Source organism: Paraburkholderia sp. MM5384-R2, assembly GCF_014201025.1.
GTDB classification, from domain to species: domain Bacteria; phylum Pseudomonadota; class Gammaproteobacteria; order Burkholderiales; family Burkholderiaceae; genus Paraburkholderia; species Paraburkholderia tuberum.
This window is the reverse complement of record NZ_JACHDI010000014.1, coordinates 179,030-202,053: the sequence shown is the minus strand read 5'-3', so window position 1 is coordinate 202,053 and position 23,024 is coordinate 179,030. Positions and strand designations below refer to the sequence as shown.

Genomic DNA, 23,024 nt, shown 5'->3' with positions numbered 1-23,024 from the left:
CCGGGATCGTCATGAACAGCACCAGCGCGGTGGAGGTCAGCATCCATGCGGTGTCGCCGGAGTTGATCTTCGATGAATCGACCGAGAACGGCGCGGTCGGGGTGGCCGGCGCGGCCGCGGCGGCGGCCGATGCATCGGCGGCGGGAGCCGAGGCCGCCGGGGCAGCGGCTGCGGCGGAGGCGTCCGGTGCGGGCGCGCTCGCCGTCGTATCGGGAGCGGAGGCGGCTGCGGGAGCGGACGCATCGTCCGCGAGGGCGGTGCCGACACCGCCCGCGAGCAGCGAGCCGGCCATCAGCAGGGACATCATTAGTTTGCGCATCTTGGTTTTCCTCTTGTCGCTATCCGTGTCGCTATGTTCTGGTCTTTTACAGTGCGTCCGCGCCGGTCTCGCCGGTGCGGATCCGAACCACCTGCTCGATTGGCGTGACGAAGATCTTGCCGTCGCCGATCTTGCCGGTACGCGCGGCGCGCTCGAGCGCCTCGATCGCCTGATCGACGATGTCGTCGGATACCGCCGCTTCGATCTTCACCTTCGGCAGAAAGTCGACGACGTATTCGGCGCCCCGATACAGCTCGGTGTGGCCCTTCTGTCTTCCGAAGCCTTTGACTTCGGTCACCGTGATGCCCGACACGCCGATCGCCGACAGGGCTTCGCGCGCTTCATCCAGCTTGAACGGCTTGATGATTGCGGTAATGAGTTTCATGAAATCCTCGCTAGTTATTGCTGATCCGTTGTGCCCCGTGGCGTACCCGTGACGGCGGTCTCCTGCGCTACCGGGAAAAGCGCCCTGGCAGTGCGCGCGCGGGGCAGTAACAGCAACTCCTATGCCATGTTGTGTCGGAGCGCGCCTCGCGCGCGTGGCGCAGCGCGCCCGAGCGGCCTTGTCCGAACGGCCAGCGGCGCGGCGGGCGGTGGCGCGGCGGGGGGATCGTTGCTAGAGTGTTCGAACGTTCTGAACGCGAGGGCGCGCACCAAACACGCTCACGCGGCCGCGGCAACCAATCTGTCGCACGCACCAGAATCGCCCGTTCGCCGTAATGGGGCACGGGCGCAATGAAACATGCACATTTTTTGTGCACCAAGGGGAACACGATGAAACAACCGAACGACGTTTTTAACGACTTCCAGGCCCGCGTCAGCGATCTGTTCAAGAATTCGCCGGCCAAGGATGTCGAACGCAACGTCAAGGCAATGCTGTCGCAGGGCTTCTCGAAGCTCGATCTGGTCACGCGCGAGGAATTCGATACGCAGACCCATGTGCTCGTGCGTACGCGCGCGCGCCTCGAAGAACTCGAGCGCCGCGTCGCCGAGCTCGAGCAGAAACTGCCGCTCACGCAGACGCCGTAAGCGCTGCTCGCAGCCTTCGCGCTGCGCAGTGCCGCCCATCACAGGCAAGCGGGCCGTGACGTCATCAGCGTTTTAGGGGATTTGCGCGCGATGTGAGCGCGCCCTCCGACGGGAGAGAATATGTCGCTTGCCGTGGTGCGCAGCCGCGCGCCGGCCGCTGGCCGTGCGCCCGAAGTGACCGTCGAGGTTCACCTCGCCAATGGACTGCCGTCCTTTTCGATCGTCGGCCTGCCCGACCTGGAAGTGCGCGAGAGCCGTGAACGCGTGCGCGCGGCGCTCCAGAACTGCGGTTTCGATTTTCCAGTCCGCCGCATCACCGTCAACCTCGCGCCGGCCGATCTACCGAAAGAATCCGGTCGTTTCGATCTGCCGATCGCGCTCGGCATCCTCGCCGCAAGCGGGCAGATTCCCGCCGAATCGCTGCTCCATCGCGAGTTTGCCGGCGAGCTGTCGCTGACCGGCGCGCTGCGGCCGATGCGCGGCGCGTTCGCGATGGCCTGCGGCACCGCGCGCGGCGCTCTGGCGAACGCCGGCGACGCCGACGCTTCATCTGAAGCGCGTTCTGCGTTGCCCGCCCTCCTCGATCAATCAGCCGCACCGGCCTTCCATACCCCACAGCTTTACCTGCCGGCCGCGAGCGCGGCGGAAGCGGCGCTCGTGCCCGGCGTCGACGTGTTCGGCGCCGCCGATCTGCCGTCGCTATGCGCGCATCTCGCAGGCTCGCCGGACGCGCGTCTTAGTCCGGTCGCCGCGCCCGAGCTCAACGAGCACGCCGCTGCCCCGGCGCCGGACATGGCCGACGTGATTGGCCAGCGCGCCGCTCGGCGCGCCCTCGAAGTCGCGGCGGCCGGCGGCCATCACGTGCTGCTGATCGGACCGCCCGGCGCCGGCAAGTCGATGCTCGCGGCACGCCTGCCCAGCTTGCTGCCGCCCATGACCGACGACGAAGCGCTCGCCTCCGCCGCGCTACTGTCCGCGAGCCGCATCGGCTTCAAGCCGTCGCAGTGGCGCCAGCGGCCGTTTCGCGCGCCGCACCATTCGTCGAGCGCGGCGGCGCTGGTTGGCGGACGCAATCCGCCGCAGCCTGGCGAGATCACGCTCGCGCATCTGGGCGTGCTTTTTCTGGACGAGCTTCCCGAATTCGATCGCGTGGTGCTCGAAACGCTGCGCGAGCCGCTCGAAGCTGGCCGCATCACGATCTCGCGCGCCGCCTGGCAAGCGGATTTCCCCGCCGCCTGCCAACTGATCGCCGCAATGAACCCGTGCCCGTGCGGCTGGCGCGGCGATCCGGGCGGGCGCTGCCGCTGTACGCCTGAAGTTGCGGCGCGCTATTTGCGTAAGTTGTCGGGACCGCTGCTCGACCGCATCGACATCCAGCTCGAAATTCCAGCACTGACCGCCACCGAACTCGCGGCACGCGCCGCCACCACCGGCGAAGCAAGCGTGGCGATCGCACAGCGCGTGAGCGCTGCGCGCGAGCGGCAACTGGCCCGGCAAGGCAAGACCAACCGCGAGCTGGACGGACGCGAAGTGGACGATGTATGCCGCCCGGACGCAGCGGGCGAGGCGCTGCTGCGCGAAGCCGGCGAGCGCTTTGGCTGGTCGGCGCGGGCGTACTACCGGGTGTTGAAGGTCGCGCGCACCGTCGCGGACCTGGCTGGCGCGGCGATGCCGAGCGCCGCGCAGGTCGCCGAGGCAATCCAATACCGCCGCGCTTTTGGCTCGTTATGAGGAGAAAAAACGACTGTCAAGACTTGACTTATTCACACACGCGCGATCCTGTTAGATTTTGATACAACTCAAAAGCGCGCAGACGAGCGTCCATCCAAGCCATTGATTTAATTGTATTTTTTTAAATTCCCTACGCCTGTGGATTTTGCCGGGAGGCCCGCCTGATGGGCTTTTGCGGCCATTGAGGCCGACTTCTCAACAGAGTTATCCACAGGCTGTGCGCGCAACTCAAAAATCTCAACGTAAACCGGCAATTAGCGTACAAACCTGCGAAGGAACTTTCACTGCGTTCGGCACCTCTGAGGTGCGCCCGACCGGCCAAAAATACCGCATTCAGTACAGCTGGAACGACGAAAAAAACTGGTCGACCTGGTCTTGCGGCAGCGGTTGATCGGCGATGATCGCCGCCTGGTACACGTGCCGGCCGCGCGCGACGAGCCGCGCATATACCGTGCGCGCCTCGTGTTTGGCGCCCGCCGCGCCGCTCACCGTCATTTCCAGCCCCGGTATCTTGCCGCCCGCCGCCAGCGGGATTTGCGCTGGGTGAGCATCGGGCGTCGCGCCGATGTTGCGCGCCAGTCCCGCGCGCAGGAAATCGAGCGCGGCACGCTGGGTCGCGTCGCTGTCGTCGGGCAGCATCACGGTGCCCACCGCAAAGACCGCATTGCCCGCTTCGGCGGTCTGCATTGCCATCTGCATCGGTGTGCCGCCGATCTGCACCGCACGCTGATCGTTGCCCGGCTTGGCTGGGAAGTCGACCGTGTAGCCCTTGTCGTTGTTCATCACGGTGCGCCAGTCGAAGGTCGGTGAGCAGGCGCTGAGCGCGACGCCGAGCGCCAACGCGGCCGTCGCCGCGCCGATCACGGTTCGAGCGTGACCGGATCGCGTGAATGCGCGGAAAAATAGGCCCGCCGGTTGGAAGACGCCCGCACGGCGGGCGGACAATCGGCTGATCAACGGAAAACGGCAAGAAACGCGGGCAACTAAAGAGCAGACGCGAAGAACGGTTCGGAGCATGGGACGGAAGATCGGGCTTCTCGGAGCGTAAAGCGCCATTATCCGCTGATCGACTGCCGGGCCGACGCGCGGAGCGCAGCCGTCCCGCCATTTCGGCGCAGCCGAACCCATTGGAGCTACAATAGAAAAGCTATTCAGTACCGGCCCGCGGGCCATCACACCGCCCCATTGTTCCGCGCCGCGCGCGACTCACGAGGTTCCGTCCATGAGTTCCAATTCACCGACCGCCGTCCGGCGCACGAACCCGCTTCGCTATCTGATTGCGGTGGCCGTGGCCATTGCGCTCGCCGTCGCCGGTTACTTCGCGTTTGCCGGCCAGCAGCGCGTACCCGATGCGACCTTCACGCTGCTATCGGGACAGAAGCTCACGACCGCGGACCTCAAAGGCAAGGTTTATCTGGTCAACTTCTGGGCAACGAGTTGCGACACCTGCATGAAGGAAATGCCGCAGATGGTCGAGACCTATAACCGCTTCAAGGGCCAGGGCCTCGAATTCGTCGCGGTGGCAATGAACTACGACGCGCCGATGTACGTGACCAATTACACGCAAACGCGTCAGCTGCCGTTCAAGGTCGCGATGGACGACGGCTCCGCCGCCAAGCGGTTCGGCAACGTGCAGCTCACGCCGACCACCTTCGTCGTCGATAAAGACGGCAAGATCCTGAAGCGCTATGTCGGCGAGCCGCAGTTCGCGGAACTCGACCAGTTGCTCGCGAAAGCGCTGAAGGCTGGCGCGGCTTAAGCCGGCGCAAGCAGATCCCCACGCGCCGGCGCAACCTCCCGCCGCCGGCGTCCGCCTCCTCACCGCTCCCCTTCCCCTTTGGCCGCAAGGCCATATCGCTTGATCTTCTCGTAGAGCGTCGCCTTGCCGAGTTGCAGCCGGTCCGCCGCGACCGCGACCACGCCGCCCGCCTGCTCCAACGCCTCGGCGATCATCGCGCGCTCGAACTGCTCGACACGCTCCTTCAGCGGATGGGTGGCCCCGCCGTCTTCGCCGAACGACAGCACCGGTTCGTCGGCGATGCCGAGCACGAAGCGGTCGGCGGCATTACGCAGCTCGCGCACGTTGCCCGGCCAGTCTCGCTGCATCAGACTCGCACGTTGGCGATCGGTGAGCATCGGCGCCGGCCGCTGATAACGGACGGCAGCATCGAGCAGGAAATGCTCGAACAGCGGCACGATGTCCTCGCGACGCTCGCTCAAAGGCGGCAGCGCGATCGTCACCACGTTGAGCCGGTACAGCAGATCGCGACGGAACGAGCCATCCGCGACGTGCTCGGCCATGTCGCCTTTTGCAGCCGCGACCACGCGGCAATTGACGCGAATCGGCTGATTCGAGCCGAGCCGTTCCAGCACGCCGTCCTGCAGCACACGCAGCAGCTTGACCTGCAGCGCGAGCGGCATGCTCTCGATCTCGTCGAGAAACAGCGTGCCGCCCGACGCATGTTCGAGCTTGCCGATCCGCCGTTTGGCCGCGCCGGTGAACGCGCCCGGCTCGTAGCCGAACATCTCCGATTCGAACATCGGCTCGGGCAGCGCGCCGCAGTTCACTGCGATGAACGGCTTGTCACGCCGCGGCGACAACTCGTGCAGGCTGCGCGCGATCAGCTCCTTGCCCGCGCCGGTATCACCGTTGATCAGGACGGACGCATCGGTCGGCGCGACGTTGGCGATCAGCCGCCGCACCTGCTCGATCGCCGGACTGCGGCCGATGATGCGCGGCGCGACCGCGTTCTGCCCGGCCAGCTCACGGCGCAGCGCGAGGTTTTCGAGCACGAGCTTGCGGCGCTCCAGCGCGCGCCGCACGGTTTCGATCAGCCGCTCGGACGCGAACGGCTTTTCGATGAAGTCGTAGGCGCCGTCGCGCATCGCCTGCACGGCCATCGAGATATCGCCGTGGCCGGTGACCAGAATCACCGGCACGTCGGGCGCGCGCTCGTGGCACTGCGCGAGCAGGTCGAGACCGCTCGCGCCGGGCAGCCGGATATCGCTGACGATCACGCCGGAGAAGTCCGCGCTGATCAGCTTCGCCGCGGCCTCGACCGACGCATGGCCGACCACGTCGAAGCCCGCCAGTTGCAGGCTCTGCACGCTCGCGCGGCGCACCAGTTCGTCGTCTTCGATATACAGCACTTGCAGGCCGTCGTTCATTGCGTGTTCCGGGTGATGCTTCGGAGTGAAATCAGGAGCCCGCGGTCAGCGGATCGTGCGAGGGGCTGGTCTGCACACGCGCACGACGCAGCGTCAACACGAATGATGCGCCACCGTGCGGCGCGTTGCGCGCGACGAGCGAGCCGCCGCAATCGCGCGCGATCGACGATGAAATCGCGAGGCCAAGGCCGAGCCCCTGGCCCATTTCCTTCGTCGTGAAAAACGGCTCGAACAGGTGCGGCAACACGTCGTCGGGAATGCCGGGGCCGTTGTCGCCGACCGCGATCGACAGGTTCGCGACGCCGGCCTCCACCTCGACCGTGATATGCGGCGGGTTCATGCCGGCGGTTGCGTCGAGCGCGTTGCCGAGCAGGTTGATCAGCACCTGTTCGAGCCGCAGATCGTCGCAATTCGCGACTAGCTCCGGATGATCGTCGGCGAGATTCAGCGGCGTGCGCGCGCCGCCCGCCGCAGCGGCGGCGGCGGTGTCGGTGTCGGCCGCGATATCGATCAGCACGAACTCGAGTTCGACGCCCCGCAGGCGCTTTTGCAGCAACGCGACGACATTGCGCAGAGCCCGCACGATCGACGAGCGCGCGCTGCGCGGCCGCGCGCGGCCGACGAACAGCTTCAGCTGGTTCGTGATCTTGCCCATGCGCTCGGTGAGCGCCGCGATCGCTTCGAGATTCTCGCGCGCCGATGCCTGATCGCCGCGTTCGAGCAGCACGCGCGTGTTATCGGAAAAACTGCGCAGCGCGGCGAGCGGCTGGTTCAGCTCGTGCGTGATGCCGGCCGCCATCTGACCGAGCGCGGCCAGCTTGCTCGCCTGGATCAGTTCGTCTTGCGCGGCGCGCAGTTCCTGCTCGGCGCGTGTACGCTCGGCGACTTCCTTGTGCAACTGCTCGTTCGCCTCGGACAGATCGGCGGTGCGCTCGGCGACGCGCTGGTTCAGCTCGGCATAGGCCTTCTGCAGCAGCGCGCGGCTGCGCATCATTTCGCGCACACGCGCGCGCCGCATGCGCCAGTAGAACGCGAGCAGCACCAGCGACACATAGCCGAAGCCGGTGACGATGGTCGCCTTGCGCGCGTCGGCATCGACCGGATCGACCGGCGACATCGTGATCAGATGCCAGTCCGGCTCGCCCATGGCGTGACGCGACGCGAGGAAGCGCGGCGCGGAGCGCCCGCCGCCGATGCGCAGGATCTGCGCATTGCCTTCGAGTATGCGCTCGACCGTCACCGGTAGCGGCTCGATCGGCTGCTGCGCGTACTGGCGAGCCTGGTAAATCGAATTGGCGATCTGGCCGGGCAGCGGCCGAATCGTGTGGTACTTCCATGCCGGCACCGACGACAGAAAGATCACGCCATGATCGTCGGTGACGACGAGCGGCTCGGACGCGTCGGCGCCCTGAAACCATTCGAGATCGAGCTTGACGACCGCCACACCGACGATTTTGCCGTCGCGCCGCACCGGCTGCGAGATGTAATAGCCGGGCGCCTGCGAAATCGTGCCGATGCCGAAGAAGCGGCCGACGCCGCCTTTCACCGCATCGACGAAATATGGCCGGAACTGATAGCCCGCGCCGACGAAGCTGCCCGGCCCGCGCCAGTTGCTGGCGGCGACGCAGTAGCCGTCGAGCGAAATGATGTAGGTGACCGTCGCGCGCGCGTGGCGGTTCAGGTCTTCGAGATAGAGATTCGCGCGCTTGACGTTGGCTGGGTTCGGATCGATCAGCACGTCCTGCACGATCGGATGCTCGGCGAGCAGATACGGCAGCGATTCGTAGCGTTCGAGCGTGCTCTTCAGGACGCTCGCGGTGCGCTCGGCGCGCACCGCGGCATTGCGCCGCAGCGTGTCGACGCCGCTTTTCCACGCGAGGCTGTAGGTGAGCCAGCATGCCGCCGCGAGCCCGGCTGCGAGCGCGAAGAGAATCAGCAGGCGGCGGGTCACGTTGGCAAAGTCCGATCGATGTGCATCGGACATTGTGGCATAGGGCGGCAAGGCGTCGCCGCCAGACGCGTCGCGGGCTGGGCCGCGACTTTTGCCGGCGGTCTCGCCGGCAGACGCCTCGGAAGATCGCGCGGACGCAGGTTTCATCCTCAAGCGTCCGCGCTGGTCACGACAGGGTTGGCGAGGCGCGACTCAAACGCCGGCCGGCTCTTTGACCGCGACCTCGCCGCGCAGCATCTTGTTCAGCTTGCTGCGATCGAGCTCCTTTTCCCAGGCCGACACGACGACCGTCGCGACACCGTTGCCGACGATGTTCGTCAGCGCGCGGCACTCGCTCATGAAGCGGTCGATGCCAAGGATCAGCACCATGCCGGACAGCGGAATCGTCGGCACCACGGCCAGCGTCGCCGCGAGCGTGATGAAGCCCGCGCCGGTCACGCCGCTCGCGCCCTTCGAGGTCAGCATCGTCACCGCGAGCAGCGTCAGCTGCTGGCCCCAGGTGAGGTCGATGTTGGTCGCCTGGGCAATGAACAGCACCGCCATCGTCATGTAGATGTTGGTGCCGTCGAGGTTGAACGAGTAGCCGGTCGGCACCACGAGGCCCACCACCGAGCGCGAGCAGCCGAGATTTTCCAGCTTCAGCATCAGCTGCGGCAGCGCGGCTTCGGACGAGCTCGTGCCGAGCACGATCAGCATTTCCTCCTTGATGTATGCGACGAAACGCAGGATGTTGAAGCCCACCGCCCGCGCGATCGCGCCGAGCACGACCACCACGAACACGATCGAGGTCAGATAGAACGTGCCGACCAGCTTGAGCATCGGCAGCAGCGAGCCGATGCCGTACTTGCCGATCGTGAAGGCCATCGCACCGAACGCGCCGATCGGCGCGAGCTTCGTGATGATGCGCACCATGCCGAACAGGATGTGCGAGAGCCCTTCGATGAAGTTGGTCACCGGCTTGCCCTTCTCACCGGCCGTCGCGAGCACGGCGCCGAACAGCAGCGCGATCAGCAGGATCTGCAGGATCTCACCCTGCGCGAACGCCGACAACAGCGTGTCCGGAATGATGTGCATGAAGAAGTCGACCGTCGACTGGCCGTGCGCCTTCGCGGCATACGACGCAACCGCGCGGCCGTCGAGCGAGGCCGGATCGACGTTGAAGCCGGCGCCGGGTCGCAGCAGGTGCGTGGCGGCGAGGCCGAGCACCAGCGCGAAGGTCGAGACGATTTCGAAGTACAACAGCGCCTTGCCGCCGACGCGTCCAACCTTCTTCATGTCCTCCATGCCGGCGATGCCCGTCACGACCGTGCAGAAGATGATCGGCCCGATCACCATCTTGATCAGCTTGATGAAGCCATCGCCGAGCGGCTTCATGTCAATGGCGAGGTTCGGGTAGAAATGCCCGAGTACGATGCCGACGATGATCGCCACGATCACCTGGACGTACAGCACTTTATGGATAGGTTTCTTCACGATGGTTCCTGCGAGGGATATGAGCTGATGACCCGCCGCGAGGCGCGACACGCGAACGAAACGTCGTCGCGCGGGCGCACGTTGGCGGACCGCTGCAAAGACGACGAATTCAGAAATACCGGGAAGGGAAATCGGACATTTTGTCTCCTTGCTTTTTTGTCGGGCCGTGGCGGCCACGAGCTTTCTTTCGCAAGGTCGATGCCAGTTTGATTTCAGACTGGAAGCCTTGATTTTTATGGGTTTTCCGGCACAGCTCGGCGCGCGCCGTCCGGGTTTCCGGAAATCCGGACGAGCGCCGTCGGGGAATCCGGAATTCGGTGCGCGCGCGTTTGCGGGGAAACCCGCAGGGGTTTGTGCGGAGCTTGCGAGCGCAACGTCACGTCAACAGATCGATCCGGTCCGTGCAGATCATGTCGACGCCCCATTCTTCGAGCAACCGCGCGCGCGCCGGATCGTTCACCGTGTAGGCGAGCACGCGCAGCCCGGCCGCGCGGATCCGCGCGACCAGCGGTTCGCTCAGATAGCGGTGACTCGCGTGCAGCGAGACGCAGTCGAGTTCGCGCACGATGCGCAGCCAGTCCGCCGGCACCCGCTCGAACAGCATGCCGCGCGGCAGCGACGGCGCGGCATCGCGCGCGGCGGCGAGCGCGTCGAACGAAAACGACGACACCAGCGGCGGCGTCTGCCCTTGCCAAAGCTCGAGCGCGCCCTGGGCGACCAGTGCGCCGGTGATGACTTCGCGGCCCGGACACGGCTTGATCTCGAGGTTCGCCGCGATGCCCTCGCGCGCGCAACGCTCGGCCGCGTCGGCCAGCGTCGGCAGCCGCGTGCCGGCGAACTCCGCGCCGCGCCACGCGCCGGCATCCAGAGCGGCGAGTTGCTGCCATGTGTGCGTGGCCGCCGGCCCGTGGCCGTTGGTCGTGCGATCTAGCGTGTCGTCATGCAGCAGGAACAGCGCGTTGTCGGCGGACAGCTTCGCGTCGAATTCGACCATGCGATAGCCGTAGCGCACGCAGGCGTCGAAACCGGCCAAGGTGTTTTCCGGCGCAAGCGTACCGCCGCAGCGGTGCGCGATCAGCCGCGGATAAGGCCATTGTGCGGAGGTCCCGCGATCCCTCGGGGTTGCCACGTGTCGTTTCCTTGCTGATAGTAGAGCGGTCTATGAAAAAAGCCCGCACATCGGCGGGCTTTTCGTTTCTGCGGGCGTGAAGCGAGGCAACAGCGGCGAGGCAACAGCGGCAAGGCGCCAGCGCGTCAGACCACGCCGGCTCCATGCGCCTGCACGTCGGCGTGATAGCTCGAACGAACCATCGCGCCCACCGCGGCGTGCGTGAAGCCCATCTTGTACGCCTCTTCCTCGTACATCTTGAAGGTGTCCGGATGCACGTAAGCGCGGACCGGCAGATGGTGCTCCGACGGCTGCAGATACTGGCCGATCGTCAGCATGTCGACGTCGTGCTCGCGCAGATCGCGCATCACTTGCAGGATTTCCTCTTCGGTTTCGCCGAGGCCGACCATCAGGCCGGACTTGGTCGCGACGTGCGGATGCAGCGCCTTGAAGTCCTTCAGCAGCTTCAGCGAATGCGCGTAATCCGACCCCGGCCGCGCTTCCTTGTACAGACGCGGCACCGTTTCGAGGTTGTGGTTCATCACGTCGGGCGGCGCCGCATTCAGGATGCCGAGCGCGCGGTCGAGGCGGCCACGGAAGTCCGGCGTCAGGATTTCGATACGCGTTTGCGGCGACAGCTCGCGCGTCTGACGGATACATTCGACGAAGTGCGCCGCGCCACCGTCGCGCAGATCATCACGGTCGACGCTGGTGATCACCACGTACTTCAACTTCAGCGCAGCGATGGTGCGCGCGAGGTTGGCCGGTTCGTCGGCGTCGAGCGGATCGGGACGGCCGTGGCCGACGTCGCAGAACGGGCAGCGGCGCGTGCACTTGTCGCCCATGATCATGAAGGTCGCGGTGCCCTTGCCGAAACATTCGCCGATGTTCGGGCAGCTCGCCTCTTCACACACCGTGTGAAGATTGTGCTCGCGCAGGATCTGCTTGATCTCGTAGAAGCGCGAATTGCCGGTGGCCGCCTTCACGCGGATCCAGTCCGGCTTCTTCAGCTTTTCGATCGGAACGACCTTGATCGGGATGCGCGCGGTCTTGGCTTGCGCTTTCTGCTTCACGGTGGCGTCGTAGGCGGCGGGGGCCGGCACGCCTTCGGGCGCGGGGGTGGCTGCTGCGGAATTCGCGGTTACGTCAGTCATTCGTTCGATCCAGTCAGGCGGTGAGCGCACCGGCCTGCGGTTGGGCGACGGCCGCGGGATTGCCGTCGAGGTTTGCGGTGAGACTTGCTGCGAGGGTACGGGCCACGTCGTCCCAGCCGGCGGCGACGCCGAGCGTCGCCATGTCGACCGTTTCGAGCCCCGCGTAGCCGCATGGATTGATCGCGAGAAACGGCCGCAGGTCCATGTTCACGTTCAGACTCACGCCGTGATAGCTGCAGCCGTTGCGGATTTTCAGGCCAAGCGCCGCGATCTTGGCGCCGGCATGGAGCCCGGCGTCGGGCCCAGGCGCCACGTAGATGCCGGGGGCGCCCGCCTTGCGTTCTCCGGCGAGATTATACGCCGCGAGGGTGTCGATCACGGCCTGCTCGATCCGGGTGACCAGTTCGCGCACCATCAGCTTGCGCCGACGCAGGTCGAGCAGCAGATAGGCGACCACCTGGCCGGGCCCGTGATACGTGATCTGCCCGCCGCGGTCGACCTTGACGAGCGGAATATTGCTGTCTGCCGCGAGCAGGTGCGCCGGATCGCCGGCCTGGCCGAGCGTGAAGACGGGCGGATGCTCGACGAGCCAGATTTCGTCGGCGGTGTCGGCGGTGCGGGCGTCGGTGAAGGTGCGCATCGCGTCGAAACTGGCTTCGTAGGGTTCGCGGCCGAGCCAGCGCAGCATGGGCGGCTCGATGGCAGGTAGAGGAGACGGAGAGACCGGGGTGGCGCACATGATTCCGGGAGTTTACCGAAATCTCGGAAACCGCGCCCGCAGCCACCGGGAGCCTGCACAGGCGGGGCCGGTACCCTGCCGGCCCCGGCCTGGTACCCTGCCGGCCCCGGCCTCATGCACGGCTTTTGCGCCGCGCCACCGTCAAACGGTGTGCCAGCCGCCGCGCACACGCATCATCCAGCGCTCGCCGATGCGAGCGAGCCAGTTCAGCACGCGCTCGTCGCAGCGCGTCGGCACCGAGAACGTAACCTTCGCGAACGTGGCGCCCTCGGCGCTGAGCCAGAGCCGCTCGCCGCGCCGCAGATGCAGCGTCTGCCCGGGCTGCAGCCAGTAGTCCTTCGTGTCGTCGCTGCGCGTGACCCACACCGCGCCGCCATGCACGCGCAACTTCGTGCTGCGCGCGACCTTCAGCGGCAGCGTGTCGCCAGTGCGGATTTCATATGCAATGCTAGAGGAAATTTCTCGCATGAGGCCCTCGCCAAAAATCGTTTCATGACTAGAATCCTATGTGCAGCAAGGACTTGGGCAAAACGATCAATTTTCACCTCTATGTGAGAAATATTGCGATGGACCTGCGTCAACTCCCCGCCCTGAACGCGATCAAGGCGTTCGAAGCCGCCGCCCGCCACGAAAGCTTTTCGCGCGCCGCCGACGAGTTGTTCGTCACGCACGGCGCGGTCAGCCACCAGATCCGCGCGCTCGAGGCCGAGCTCGGCGTGTCGCTGTTCGCGCGCGACGGCAAGCGCGTGCGCCTCACCGAAACCGGCCGTCGCTACGCCACCCAGGTGCGCGCCGCGTTGATGGAGCTCGCCGACGCGACTCGCGCGATCCGTGCCGGCGACCGCGAGCGGCGCCTCGTAATATCGATGCTGTCGTCGTTCGCGGCCCGCTGGGTGACGCCGCGCATCGGCAGCTTTATCGAGGCAAATCCGCAGTGGGATCTCGAGTTGCTGACCACCAATGCGCTGACGGACTTCGCGCGCGACGACGTCGACGTCGCGATCCGTTTCGGCTTCGGCAAATATCCGGGGCTGCACGCCGAGCTGCTGCTCGACGAGATTTTCTTCCCCGCCTGCTCGCCCAACTTCAACGGCGGCAAGCTGCCGCAAACCCCGGCCGATCTCGCCAAAGTCCCGCTGCTGCGCTCCGACGACGAGCTATGGCGCCCATGGTTCGACGCCGCCGGCCTCACCGACTGGCCGGAGCCGAAGCGCGGCGCGCTGTATCAGGATTCGTCGAATCTGTTGCAGGCGGCCGTCGACGGCCAGGGGGTCGCGCTGACGCGCCGCTCGCTCGCGATGCACGAAATCGCGGCGGGCCGGCTCGTGCGGCTCTTTGATGTGGATGGGCCGAGCCCGTGGCAATACTATTTGGTCTGCCTGCCGCAGACGCTGGGGACCGCGCGGGTCAAGGCGTTTCGCGACTGGTTGTTCGACGAGGTGGCGCGCTTCAGGCTGCTGTTCGATCTCGCCTGCGAGGCGGGTCCCGCGGCGAGCGCGCGCCTGGCGGCGCAGGGAGTGACGGCGGACGCGTTGCGCGTCGCGCCGTAAGGTGAAAAACCGCGCGGTGTTACAGCACGACCTTGACCATCGGATGGCCGGTCAGCGCGCGATAGATGTCGTCGAGATGCGCGCGGCTCGTCGCCCGCACGTGGACGGTCAGCCCCGTGTAGGTGCCGCTGCTCGACGGCCGCGTCTCGACGCGCGACGCATCGACCTCGGTATCGAACACGCGCACCACTTCGACGATCGTCGCGGCAAACTTGGGGTGCGATTTGCCCATGATCTTGATCGGGAAATCGCAGGGGAATTCAAACAGTGAGTCGTTCTCGGGATTCATTCTCTACTCCTTCTTCCGCCGCGGCTTCAGCCGCCTTGGCTCGCTGATACGCCGCATACAGCTCCGCAAACACCGCGCCCGGGCGGCCCGCGCCGACCGGCGCGCCATCGAGCCGCGTGACCGGCAGCACTTCCCTGGTCGCCGAGCTGACGATGATTTCATCGGCCGCGCGCACTTCAGCTTCGGTGATCTCGCGCGCTTCGAAGCGGATACCGCATTCGGCCGTCAGCTCCTCGATGAGCCCATAGCGGATCCCTTCGAGAATCCTGTTGCTGCGCGGCGGCGCGGCCAGCACGCCATCCTTCACGATCCACACGTTCGACGACGACCCTTCGGTCAGCAAACCATCGCGGAACTGCAGCGTCTCGAAGGCGTCGTTTTCGGCCGCGTATTGCGCCATCAGCACGTTGCCGAGCAGCGACACCGACTTGATGTCGCAATTGAGCCAGCGACGATCCTCGGCGCTCACGCACGCGACACCGCTCGCGCGCTGCGCGGCGGCGGGCAGGTTCAGCGCGGTGACCATCACGAACACGGTCGGCTTCACGCCGGCCGGAAATGCGTGAGCGCGCTTCGCGACGCCACGCGTCACCTGGATGTATGCGATCGCGTCCTGATCGGCACGCAAGCCGCCGTCCGTTTCGTTGGCCTCGGCCACGCGTCCGATCAGCTCGCGCCAGCCAGCGTCGTCGAGCGGATTGGCGATGCCGATCTTGCCGACCGAGCGCGCGAGACGCGCCAGATGCTGCTTCAGACGAAACGCGGTGCGCCGTCCGCTCGCGTGCGCGTACAACGGCGCCACTTCGTAAATGCCGTCGCCGAAAATGAAGCCGCGGTCGAGCACCGGCACGCGCGCTTCGGACAACGGCACCAGTTCGCCGTTCAGATGAACGATCGGGTCCGGCGAAACCTCGGAGACAACGGTCATTGCGACGTAGCCCTTACTTTTTCTTGTTGAACATCAGCATCAGCGAATCCCACACGCGGCCCACCACACCGGCTTGCTGCACCGGCTGCAGCGCGACCACCGGGAATTGCGCGAGCACCTTGCCGTCGGCGACGAGCTTGGCGGTGCCGATCTGCTGGCCGTTGGCGATCGGCGCGACGAGCGGATCGTTGAGTTCGATCTGCGGCTTCGCCTTGTCGGCGGCGCCCTTCGGCAGCGTGATGTACTGGTCGCTCTTCACGCCGACCTGCACGCTGTCCTGCGAACCCTTGTAGACGCGCGGCGTGGCCACGACCTGGTTCGCCTTGTACAGACGCGTCGTGTCGTATGCGGTGTAGCCGTAGTTCAGCATCTTCAGGCTGTCCTGCACGCGGTCGTGCTCCTTGGTCTCGCCCATCATCACCGAGACGAGACGGCGCGACGCGTCGGTCGTGCCCGGCAGCGGACGCTTCGCGCTCGCGATCAGGCAGTAGCCGGCCGCTTGCGTGTGACCGGTCTTCAGACCGTCGACGGTCGGGTCGATCCACAGCAGACGGTTGCGGTTCGGCTGCTTGATCTTGTTGTACGTGAATTCCTTGACCGAGAAGATGTTGTAGTACTCGGGATAGTCGCGAATCAGGCGGGCCGACAGGATCGCGAGATCGCCCGCGGTCGTGTAGTGCTGCGGGTCGGGCATGCCGTTCACGTCGGCGAAATGCGTGTGCGTCATGCCGAGCTTTTGCGCCTCCTTGTTCATCATGTCGACGAACTGCGCCTCGCTGCCGCCCACCAGTTCGGCGAGCGCGATCGCCGCGTCGTTGCCCGACTGCACGATCATGCCGTACACGAGGTCGTGCACGGTCACCGGCTTGAGCGCCTCGATGAACATGCGCGATTCGTCGTTGCGCACGCGCCGCACGGCTTCGCTCGGCTCGATGCTCTGATCCATCGTGATCTTCTTCGTGTCGAGCGCCTCGAACACGAGATACGCGGTCATCAGCTTGGTCAACGACGCCGGCTCGACGCGCTCGTCGGCATTGGCGGACGCGAGCACCTGGTTGCTGGTCGCGTCGACGAGCACCCACGAGCGCGCGTTGACGCCCGGCGGCGGCACCTGCGCGAACGCGGTGCCGGCGACGAGCGTGGCCGGCAACACGAGGCCGACGGCGATGGCGCGATTGAGCGAAGCGGGAACGAAAGAAGCGAGTGACGGGAATGACGTGCGGCCAGAGGAGGAGAAACGCATAGGATCGATTCGTGCAGAAAAATTCGTTGCGCGACAGCGCGCGGAGTTGGGGGAGCCGGTCGGCGGGGCATCTGGCCGTAAAACGGCGGGCGCCCGTTGGACTGATGGCGACGCAATCGGTTCGCGAGCGCAGCGCTGCGCACCCGGCCGCGCCCTCCCGCGAAATGATTCCGCGGCGCGCGATTCTGCCGGCTGGGCGGCGCTGTGCCCAAAAAAAGAGCGCCCATTATACGCGCGCTACCTGGTCAGCTTCGCGCGCGTGTCGTCGATTTGCACACGTTTGCGCGCACCTGTCCCCCGCAAAATGCGCGTCGCGCGTTTTCAGCGCCAGGCGTCGACGATGATCCGCTTCAGGATGTGAAGCTTGCGATGCAAAAAGTGCTCGGCGCCCGGAATCACGACGACCGGCAGTTCCTGCGGCCGCGCCCAGTCGAACACGGACTGGACGGGGACGGTCTCGTCGACTTCGCCGTGGATCACGAGTGTGCTTTCGGGCACGGGTGCGACGTCCCAGCGGCTCGCCGCGGTACCGACGAACACGATGCGCTCGATTTCCCGGCCTTCATCGCGCAGCTTCGCCGCGACGTGCGACAGCACCACGGTGCCGAACGAAAAGCCCGCCAATACGAGCGGCAGATCGCCGTAGTCCGGATCTGCGCGCATGTGCTCGAGCACCGCGCGCAGATCGTCGCGCTCGCCGACGCCCGCGTCGTGCTCGCCCTGGGTCTGGCCGACGCCGCGGAAATTCGACCGGTAAGTGACGTAGTTCAGCTGCACGAGCGTGCGCGCGAGGGTCTGCGCGACCTTGTTGTCCATCGTGCCGCCAAACAGCGGATGCGGATGCGCGACGAGCGCGATGCCGCGTGGCGCGGCGCCTTTTTCGCGCACGCCGTCGGGCAGGTCCAGCGCGACCTCGATCTTGCCGACCGGGCCGTCGATCAGATACTTCTTCGTGTTGACGTTCATCGGGATGGATCGTTTTGTGGTTCGCGTTATTGATCGATCTTCAGACGCTCGACGATCTTGCCGTTCGCAAGATGCGATTCGACGATCTCGTCGATGTCGCTCTCGTCGACGTAGGTGTACCAGACCGCCTCGGGATACACGACGAGCGTCGGGCCCAGTTCGCAGCGATCGAGGCAGCCGGCCTTGTTGATGCGCACCTGGCCGGGCCCGGCGAGGCCGAGTTGCTTCACGCGTTGTTTCGCGTATTCCTGCATCGCCTGTGCGTTGCAGTTCGCGCAGCTCGGACGCTCGGCGCCGGGGTCGCGTTGATTCAGACAGAAGAAAACGTGGTGCTTGTAGAAGGAATCCATGATGTTCGGGAGGCGAGCCTGAAAGGAAGTGCAATGGCGGTGCGGACGATTATAGCGACCGGGCTGTACAGGCGTCGGGACCTGGCGGCAGGCGCAAGCACGTCACGCCCGCCTCGCGCGCCGCTTGAGCCACGCCCGCTCGACCGCGAACGCGAGCCACACCAGCGCCGCATAGGGCCATATCCATGCGAGCCAGCGCGCGAGCCCGTTGAAATGCAGATAGCGTCCCTGCCGCCAGTCGGCGAGCACGGCGTCGAAATACGGGTTCACCGGCAGCAGATTGACGAACCCGAGTGCGACGACCAGCGCGACCCCGGCGAGCGTCGCACGCAACCGCCGCCGCAGCGGCAGCGCGACGAGCGCCGCGACGGTGCCGCACACGAGTCCGATTAGCGCGCCGGGCGTCGCCCAGTCGAACGCGAGGCCCGATTGCGATTGCAGGAACGTCGCGCCGGCCTTCACGCACAAGGTCGCGACGATGAACACGAACAGCAGGCGCACGCGTGGCGCATGACGGCGCGCCGGCAGCGATGCAAGCGCGAGCGCCGCGAACAGGTTTAGCGCCGTGATCAGCGCTTCCCATGTGTCGTCGTCCAGCCACGCGGCGGCCACCGCCGGCCATGCGCCGACATGCCACGCGGACGGCGTCCACGCGAGCAGCGCGTCCTGGGTGGCCGGATCGACGCTCAGCCACAGCGCGCGCGGCCAGTTGCCGAGACCGAACAGACGCGGCGACGGATACATCGTCGCAAACGGCCATGCGGCGACGAGGCACGCGAGCGTCGCATGGCCGCGCTCGAACCACAGCAACCGCAAACGCCTGAGCAGGCCGCGGTCGAGCAGCGCGCCGGTCAACGGCGACATCACCGACGCGCCGACGAGCGCGCCCAGCGTGTTGGCGGCGAGATCGAGATTGGAGGCGACGCGTATCGGCAGATAGGTCTGCACGGCTTCCATCGTGCCTGACAGCAGACCGCCCAACACGAACGCGAGCGCGACGGCCAGCGTGCCGCGCCAACGCGGGTACACCGCGAGCACCACCAGCGCGCCGAACGGCATATAGCCGAGCACGTTGGTGACGACGTCGAACGCCGTCAGGTACTGCGGCATCGGATCGAACAGATAGGCGAACGGCGTGATGCCGAGCGAGCGCCAGCCCGAGAACGGATACCACGACCCGTAGACGATCAGCGCCGTGTAAAGCAGCAGCGCCTGACGGGCCAGCGTCGACGGGCGGCGCAGCCAGGGGCGTTCGCTCATGCAGCGCTCCGTTGCGTGCGCTGCCCGCCCGTCATTGCGCGGCGACCAGCGCCTGCGAGCCAAGCCACGTGGTGATCTGCGCGACGAGGTCGTCGCTGGCCGCGGCGAGCGCCCGCGCGCCGCCGGCCGCATCCGCCGAATGCGCGGGCGCGTGCGCGACGAAGGTCCGCTGGCCGATCACCTTGCCGCCTTGCATCAGCGTCGCGCGCGCGGTGATCGCGCCGTGGCTGTCCGCCTGGCTGTCGAACACCTGCTCGAACTCGGTCAGATCGACCCGCAGCACCGGCGCGCTCACGCCGTCCGCGCCCGTCAGCACGGTGCCGCGCTCGCTCAGCGCGTTGCGCAGGCGCTGCGTCAGCAGTTGCGACGGCATCATCGTCCAGTGGCTGTTGGCGTAGGCGGCCGTCTGCTGCGCGTCGGCATAGCTCAGCCGATAAGTCAGCCGGTCGGATTCGAGCACGGACGGCGCGCTGACCTCCAGCACCTTGACGGCCGGCAGCCGGCTCGCCGCGGCGGCCTGCGGCGGTGGTCCGAAGTCGTAGCGGACATCCGACACCACCGCGGAGGTGCCCGCGCAGCCCGCCGCCAGCACGCCGAACGCAAGCAGCGCCGCGAGCGCGGCGCGCGAGGACAACAGTCGGTCAATCGAGCGTGACATGGGTATCTTCCTCTGTTCTAGCCTGCGGATTTAGTGAGCTGCGGGCGCGGCGGCGGCGGGCCACGCGAAGCCGGCCTCGCCCGGACCCGGCGCCGGGCGAGGCGCGCCAAACAGCACGCTGCGCGGATTGGTGTTGAAGGTGTCGGCGGCGCGGTCGATCGATTGCGCCGCCGCGCGCACGTCCTCGGTCAGCGAATTGACGCGCGGCAGCGTCTCGTAGCCGACCCGCGCGGACAGGTCCTGCAGCGACATGTTCATCTGCGTGAGCGCATCGCCCGCCTGCTGCGCGGCCGTACCGACCTTGTTCAGATTGCGCTCGAGGGGCCCGTCCGGACGGTTCAGGCTCGTGATCATCTGGTTGGTCGACGCGAGCGTGCGGTTCAGCTGGTCGACCGTGCCGGGCAGCTTGCTGGCGACGGGCGCCATCTCACGAGTCAGCGTCGCGACCCCCGAGGCCGCCTGCGCGATGCTCGCCGCGGTGTCGTGCAGCTGCGCGACCATTTCCGGCGACAGCATGTCGTTCACGTTGTCGGTCACTTTTTCGAGCTTGCGCAGCAGCACCTCGCCGCGTCGCTGCAACTGGTCGAACAGACCCGGACGCATCGGCAATTGCGCGACCTTTTGGGCCGACGACGGCAGCGGCGTCAGATCGCGCCCGGTATCGTCGAGCTGGATGAACGCGATGCCGGTCACGCCCTGCAAGCCGAGGCTGCCGAACGTCGAATGCGTGATCGGCGCGTGCTCGTCGACCATGATGCGGATCAGAATCTGCCCCGGATGTGTCGGATCGAACTTGATCGACTGCACACGGCCGACGTCGAGCCCGCGAAAGCGCACCGCCGCGTCGGCAAAGAGGCCGGTCACGTTGGTACGCGCGATCAGGTCGTACGGCACCCGCACGGTGCGGTCGACGTTGAACAGATACGCCGCCAGCGCGATCGCCGCCGTCAGCACGACCGTGAAGAGCCCGGCCCAGAACGCATGCGCTTTGTTTTCCATTGTCAGTTTCCCTGGTTCATAGCGGCCCGGTTCATGGCGGCCCGGTTCATGGCGGCCCGCCTCACAGCGGCAACTCGGACGACGCCGGCTCGAGCGCCGCCTGCGGCAGCTTCGCGCGGCGCTCCGGCGGCAGCGCCTGCAGCGCGCGGCGCCCGCGCAGGCCGAGGAAATATTCGTGGATGAACGGATGGTCGACGCCCGCGGCCTCCTCGACCGGCGCGTTGACGAGCACTTTGCGATCGGCCAGCACGGCCACGCGGGTCGACAGTGCGACCATCGTATCGAGATCGTGCGTGATCATCACGACCGTCAGACCGAGCGCGCGATGCAGCCCCGAGATCAGCTCGACGAATTCGTCGGACGCCTCCGGGTCGAGGCCGGCGGTCGGTTCGTCGAGGAACAGCAGTTCGGGTTCGAGCGCGATCGCGCGCGCGATGCCAACCCGCTTGATCATGCCGCCCGACAGCGCCGATGGCATCTTCGACGCGTGCTTGCACGGCAGCCCGACCATTTCGAGCTTCAGCATCACGATGTCGCGCAGCAGGTCTTCGGGCACCTTGCCGAGCTCGCGCACCGGTTGCGCGACGTTGTCGAACACGGACAGCGACGAGAACAGCGCGCCGCGCTGGAACAGCATGCCCGAGCGGCTGCGCATCAGCAGCGCGGTGTCGGGCGAGATCGTTGCGAGGTCTTCGCCGAACAGCTTGATCGTGCCCCTCGACGGGCGCTCGAGGCCGAGAATCTGCCGCACCAGCGTGGTTTTGCCCGAGCCCGAGCCGCCGACGATCGACACGATCTCGCCGCGCCGCACGTCGAGGCTCAGATGCTGATGCACGATGTTGCGGCCGTAGCGCTTGGTGATGTCGATCACCTCGATCACCGGCTCGGCGATCGACGGTACGGGTTGGCCGCGTACGGCTTCGGTGAGTGGCGCGATCATCCTAGCCCCACGTTCTGAAAGAGGATCGCGAACACCGCGTCCGCGAGAATCACGATGGTGATCGACGTGACCACCGAGGTCGTCGTGCCTTCGCCGAGACTCTGCGAATTGGCTTTGATACGGAAGCCGAAATGACAGCCGGCGATCGCGATCAGCATGCCGAATACCGCGCCCTTGCCAAGCCCGATCCACAGGTTCGCGATCGGCACGACGTTCGGCAGCTGGCGCGCGAAGAAGCTCATGTCGATGCCGAGCACGAGCTTCGCGGCGAGCGCGCCGCCCGTCAACGAGATCACGTTGGTCCACATCACGAGCAGCGGCATCGCGACGGCCAGTGCGATCACGCGCGGCAGGATCAGCCGCAGGCCGTGCGGGATGCCCATTACGCGCATCGCGTCGAGCTCCTCGGTCACGCGCATCACGCCGATCTGCGCGGTGATCGCCGAGCCCGAGCGGCCTGCCACCAGAATCGCCGACAGCACCGGGCCGAGTTCGCGAATCACCGCGAGGCCGAGAATATTGACGATGAACTGGTTCGCGCCAAACATGCGCAATTGCTGTGCCGACAGATAGCTCAACACGATGCCGATCAGGAACGCGACCAGCGCGGTGATCGGCAGCGCGCGAGCGCCGGCGTTGTAGATGTTCGCGGAGATTTCGGTCCACGGCGTGAGTTTCGGCTTGCGCGCGATCGCGAGCAGATCGAGCACGAAGCGCCCGAGCATCGCGACGCCGCCTTGCATGTGCTCGACGAACGAGAAGAGCCCGAGGCCCAGACGCGTAAAGGGATCGAGGCGCGTGACCGGCTCGGCGCTCTCGCGCGCCGTGTCGAGCAGCGCGATGCGCTCGAAGATGTCGCGCTGCGTGTCCGTGAGCGCGGTGCCCGGCGGCATCTTGCGGCCCCACACGCGCCATAGCGCCTGGCCGCCGACGTGGTCCATCCTGTCGACGCGCGACAGGTCCCACTCGCCGATACCCTGCGCGCCGGTCAGCGAACGCAGTTGCGGAATCACGTGCCCGGTGTCGCGGTCGCGCGCGAGCGCGAGCGCCGTCCACTGGCCCGAGAGACGGACGATCTTGCCTTGGCTGCCGGCCGCGACTTCAAGGCCGGGCGGAGTGTCATTGTTCAAGGATCGCGTGAATCTGGTTATCGGATTAGCGGCCATTGT

At 66.5% G+C, this 23,024-nt stretch carries 23 protein-coding genes and 1 pseudogene; 4 read left to right on the top strand and 20 right to left on the bottom strand.

What is annotated here, in order from left to right:
• Both HDG37_RS22385 and HDG37_RS22380 read right to left on the bottom strand, forming a co-directional pair.
• Positions 1-319, bottom strand: a pseudogene (locus tag HDG37_RS22385) (ammonium transporter); the annotation flags it as partial.
• 46 nt (positions 320-365) lie between these two features.
• Positions 366-704 carry a P-II family nitrogen regulator gene (locus tag HDG37_RS22380; protein WP_013088261.1) on the bottom strand — a complete coding sequence of 113 codons (339 nt, stop codon included), beginning with the start codon at positions 702-704 and terminating at the stop codon, positions 366-368.
• A 389-nt stretch (positions 705-1,093) separates the two neighbouring features.
• Between HDG37_RS22380 and HDG37_RS22375 the strand changes: the two genes are divergently transcribed.
• Together HDG37_RS22375 and HDG37_RS22370 are read left to right on the top strand one after the other, a co-directional pair.
• Complete coding sequence (locus HDG37_RS22375) at positions 1,094-1,348, top strand: accessory factor UbiK family protein (protein WP_184051383.1); 255 nt, start codon at positions 1,094-1,096, stop codon at positions 1,346-1,348.
• A 120-nt stretch (positions 1,349-1,468) separates the two neighbouring features.
• A complete protein-coding gene (locus HDG37_RS22370) occupies positions 1,469-3,079 on the top strand; it encodes a YifB family Mg chelatase-like AAA ATPase (RefSeq protein WP_184051381.1) in 1,611 nt (536 codons plus the stop codon).
• Between the two features lie 333 nt (positions 3,080-3,412).
• Here the strand turns inward: HDG37_RS22370 and HDG37_RS22365 are convergent, their stop codons facing one another.
• Complete coding sequence (locus HDG37_RS22365) at positions 3,413-4,096, bottom strand: hypothetical protein (RefSeq protein ID WP_184051379.1); 684 nt, start codon at positions 4,094-4,096, stop codon at positions 3,413-3,415.
• Between the two features lie 205 nt (positions 4,097-4,301).
• Here HDG37_RS22365 and HDG37_RS22360 point away from each other — a divergent pair, with 205 nt between their 5' ends.
• The gene (locus HDG37_RS22360) at positions 4,302-4,838 is read left to right on the top strand and encodes a TlpA disulfide reductase family protein (RefSeq protein ID WP_184026536.1); all 537 of its coding nucleotides are present in this window, start codon (positions 4,302-4,304) and stop codon (positions 4,836-4,838) included.
• Between the two features lie 59 nt (positions 4,839-4,897).
• Here HDG37_RS22360 and HDG37_RS22355 read toward each other — a convergent pair whose 3' ends face one another.
• The 7 genes from HDG37_RS22355 to HDG37_RS22325 form a co-directional block, all read right to left on the bottom strand.
• Positions 4,898-6,247, bottom strand: coding sequence for a sigma-54 dependent transcriptional regulator (locus HDG37_RS22355; protein ID WP_018419283.1), 1,350 nt, complete (start codon positions 6,245-6,247; stop codon positions 4,898-4,900).
• Between the two features lie 31 nt (positions 6,248-6,278).
• Positions 6,279-8,345 (bottom strand): ATP-binding protein, encoded by a 2,067-nt coding sequence (locus HDG37_RS22350; RefSeq protein ID WP_184051377.1) that lies wholly within the window; start codon positions 8,343-8,345, stop codon positions 6,279-6,281.
• Between the two features lie 45 nt (positions 8,346-8,390).
• Positions 8,391-9,671: a dicarboxylate/amino acid:cation symporter gene (locus tag HDG37_RS22345; protein WP_184051375.1), complete on the bottom strand. Its 1,281-nt coding sequence runs from the start codon at positions 9,669-9,671 to the stop codon at positions 8,391-8,393.
• Positions 9,672-10,047: 376 nt separating this feature from the next.
• Positions 10,048-10,800 (bottom strand): glycerophosphodiester phosphodiesterase, encoded by a 753-nt coding sequence (gene ugpQ / locus HDG37_RS22340; RefSeq protein ID WP_184051373.1) that lies wholly within the window; start codon positions 10,798-10,800, stop codon positions 10,048-10,050.
• A 125-nt stretch (positions 10,801-10,925) separates the two neighbouring features.
• Positions 10,926-11,933: a lipoyl synthase gene (gene lipA, locus HDG37_RS22335; protein WP_184051371.1), complete on the bottom strand. Its 1,008-nt coding sequence runs from the start codon at positions 11,931-11,933 to the stop codon at positions 10,926-10,928.
• 13 nt (positions 11,934-11,946) lie between these two features.
• Positions 11,947-12,672: a lipoyl(octanoyl) transferase LipB gene (gene lipB / locus HDG37_RS22330; RefSeq protein ID WP_184051369.1), complete on the bottom strand. Its 726-nt coding sequence runs from the start codon at positions 12,670-12,672 to the stop codon at positions 11,947-11,949.
• Between the two features lie 141 nt (positions 12,673-12,813).
• Complete coding sequence (locus HDG37_RS22325) at positions 12,814-13,140, bottom strand: DUF2917 domain-containing protein (protein ID WP_184051367.1); 327 nt, start codon at positions 13,138-13,140, stop codon at positions 12,814-12,816.
• 98 nt (positions 13,141-13,238) lie between these two features.
• Between HDG37_RS22325 and HDG37_RS22320 the strand changes: the two genes are divergently transcribed.
• A complete protein-coding gene (locus tag HDG37_RS22320) occupies positions 13,239-14,222 on the top strand; it encodes a transcriptional regulator GcvA (protein ID WP_184051365.1) in 984 nt (327 codons plus the stop codon).
• 19 nt (positions 14,223-14,241) lie between these two features.
• On the opposite strand, the gene HDG37_RS22315 is transcribed toward HDG37_RS22320, so the two are convergent.
• The 10 genes from HDG37_RS22315 to HDG37_RS22270 all read right to left on the bottom strand — a co-directional run bounded on the left by HDG37_RS22315 (position 14,242) and on the right by HDG37_RS22270 (position 22,985).
• On the bottom strand, positions 14,242-14,511 hold the full coding sequence (locus tag HDG37_RS22315) for a DUF493 family protein (RefSeq protein WP_184051363.1): 270 nt from the start codon (positions 14,509-14,511) through the stop codon (positions 14,242-14,244).
• Complete coding sequence (locus tag HDG37_RS22310; protein ID WP_184051360.1) at positions 14,483-15,439, bottom strand: D-amino acid aminotransferase; 957 nt, start codon at positions 15,437-15,439, stop codon at positions 14,483-14,485. Before HDG37_RS22310 ends, HDG37_RS22315 begins: the two co-directional genes overlap by 29 nt.
• A 13-nt stretch (positions 15,440-15,452) precedes the next feature.
• The gene (locus HDG37_RS22305) at positions 15,453-16,682 is read right to left on the bottom strand and encodes a D-alanyl-D-alanine carboxypeptidase family protein (protein ID WP_184051358.1); all 1,230 of its coding nucleotides are present in this window, start codon (positions 16,680-16,682) and stop codon (positions 15,453-15,455) included.
• Positions 16,683-17,003: 321 nt separating this feature from the next.
• Positions 17,004-17,648, bottom strand: coding sequence for an alpha/beta hydrolase (locus HDG37_RS22300; protein WP_090802833.1), 645 nt, complete (start codon positions 17,646-17,648; stop codon positions 17,004-17,006).
• Between the two features lie 26 nt (positions 17,649-17,674).
• Positions 17,675-17,998, bottom strand: a complete 324-nt coding sequence (locus HDG37_RS22295) for a ferredoxin (protein WP_090802831.1) — start codon at positions 17,996-17,998, stop codon at positions 17,675-17,677.
• 102 nt (positions 17,999-18,100) lie between these two features.
• Complete coding sequence (locus tag HDG37_RS22290; RefSeq protein WP_184051356.1) at positions 18,101-19,258, bottom strand: VanZ family protein; 1,158 nt, start codon at positions 19,256-19,258, stop codon at positions 18,101-18,103.
• A 31-nt stretch (positions 19,259-19,289) separates the two neighbouring features.
• Complete coding sequence (locus HDG37_RS22285) at positions 19,290-19,916, bottom strand: ABC-type transport auxiliary lipoprotein family protein (RefSeq protein ID WP_184051354.1); 627 nt, start codon at positions 19,914-19,916, stop codon at positions 19,290-19,292.
• A gap of 30 nt (positions 19,917-19,946) precedes the next feature.
• A complete protein-coding gene (locus HDG37_RS22280) occupies positions 19,947-20,915 on the bottom strand; it encodes an MlaD family protein (RefSeq protein WP_184051352.1) in 969 nt (322 codons plus the stop codon).
• Between the two features lie 61 nt (positions 20,916-20,976).
• Positions 20,977-21,855, bottom strand: a complete 879-nt coding sequence (locus HDG37_RS22275; protein WP_018419267.1) for an ABC transporter ATP-binding protein — start codon at positions 21,853-21,855, stop codon at positions 20,977-20,979.
• Positions 21,852-22,985, bottom strand: coding sequence for an ABC transporter permease (locus HDG37_RS22270; protein ID WP_184051350.1), 1,134 nt, complete (start codon positions 22,983-22,985; stop codon positions 21,852-21,854). The genes HDG37_RS22275 and HDG37_RS22270 overlap by 4 nt, the downstream gene beginning before the upstream one ends.
• Positions 22,986-23,024 lie beyond the last annotated feature (39 nt).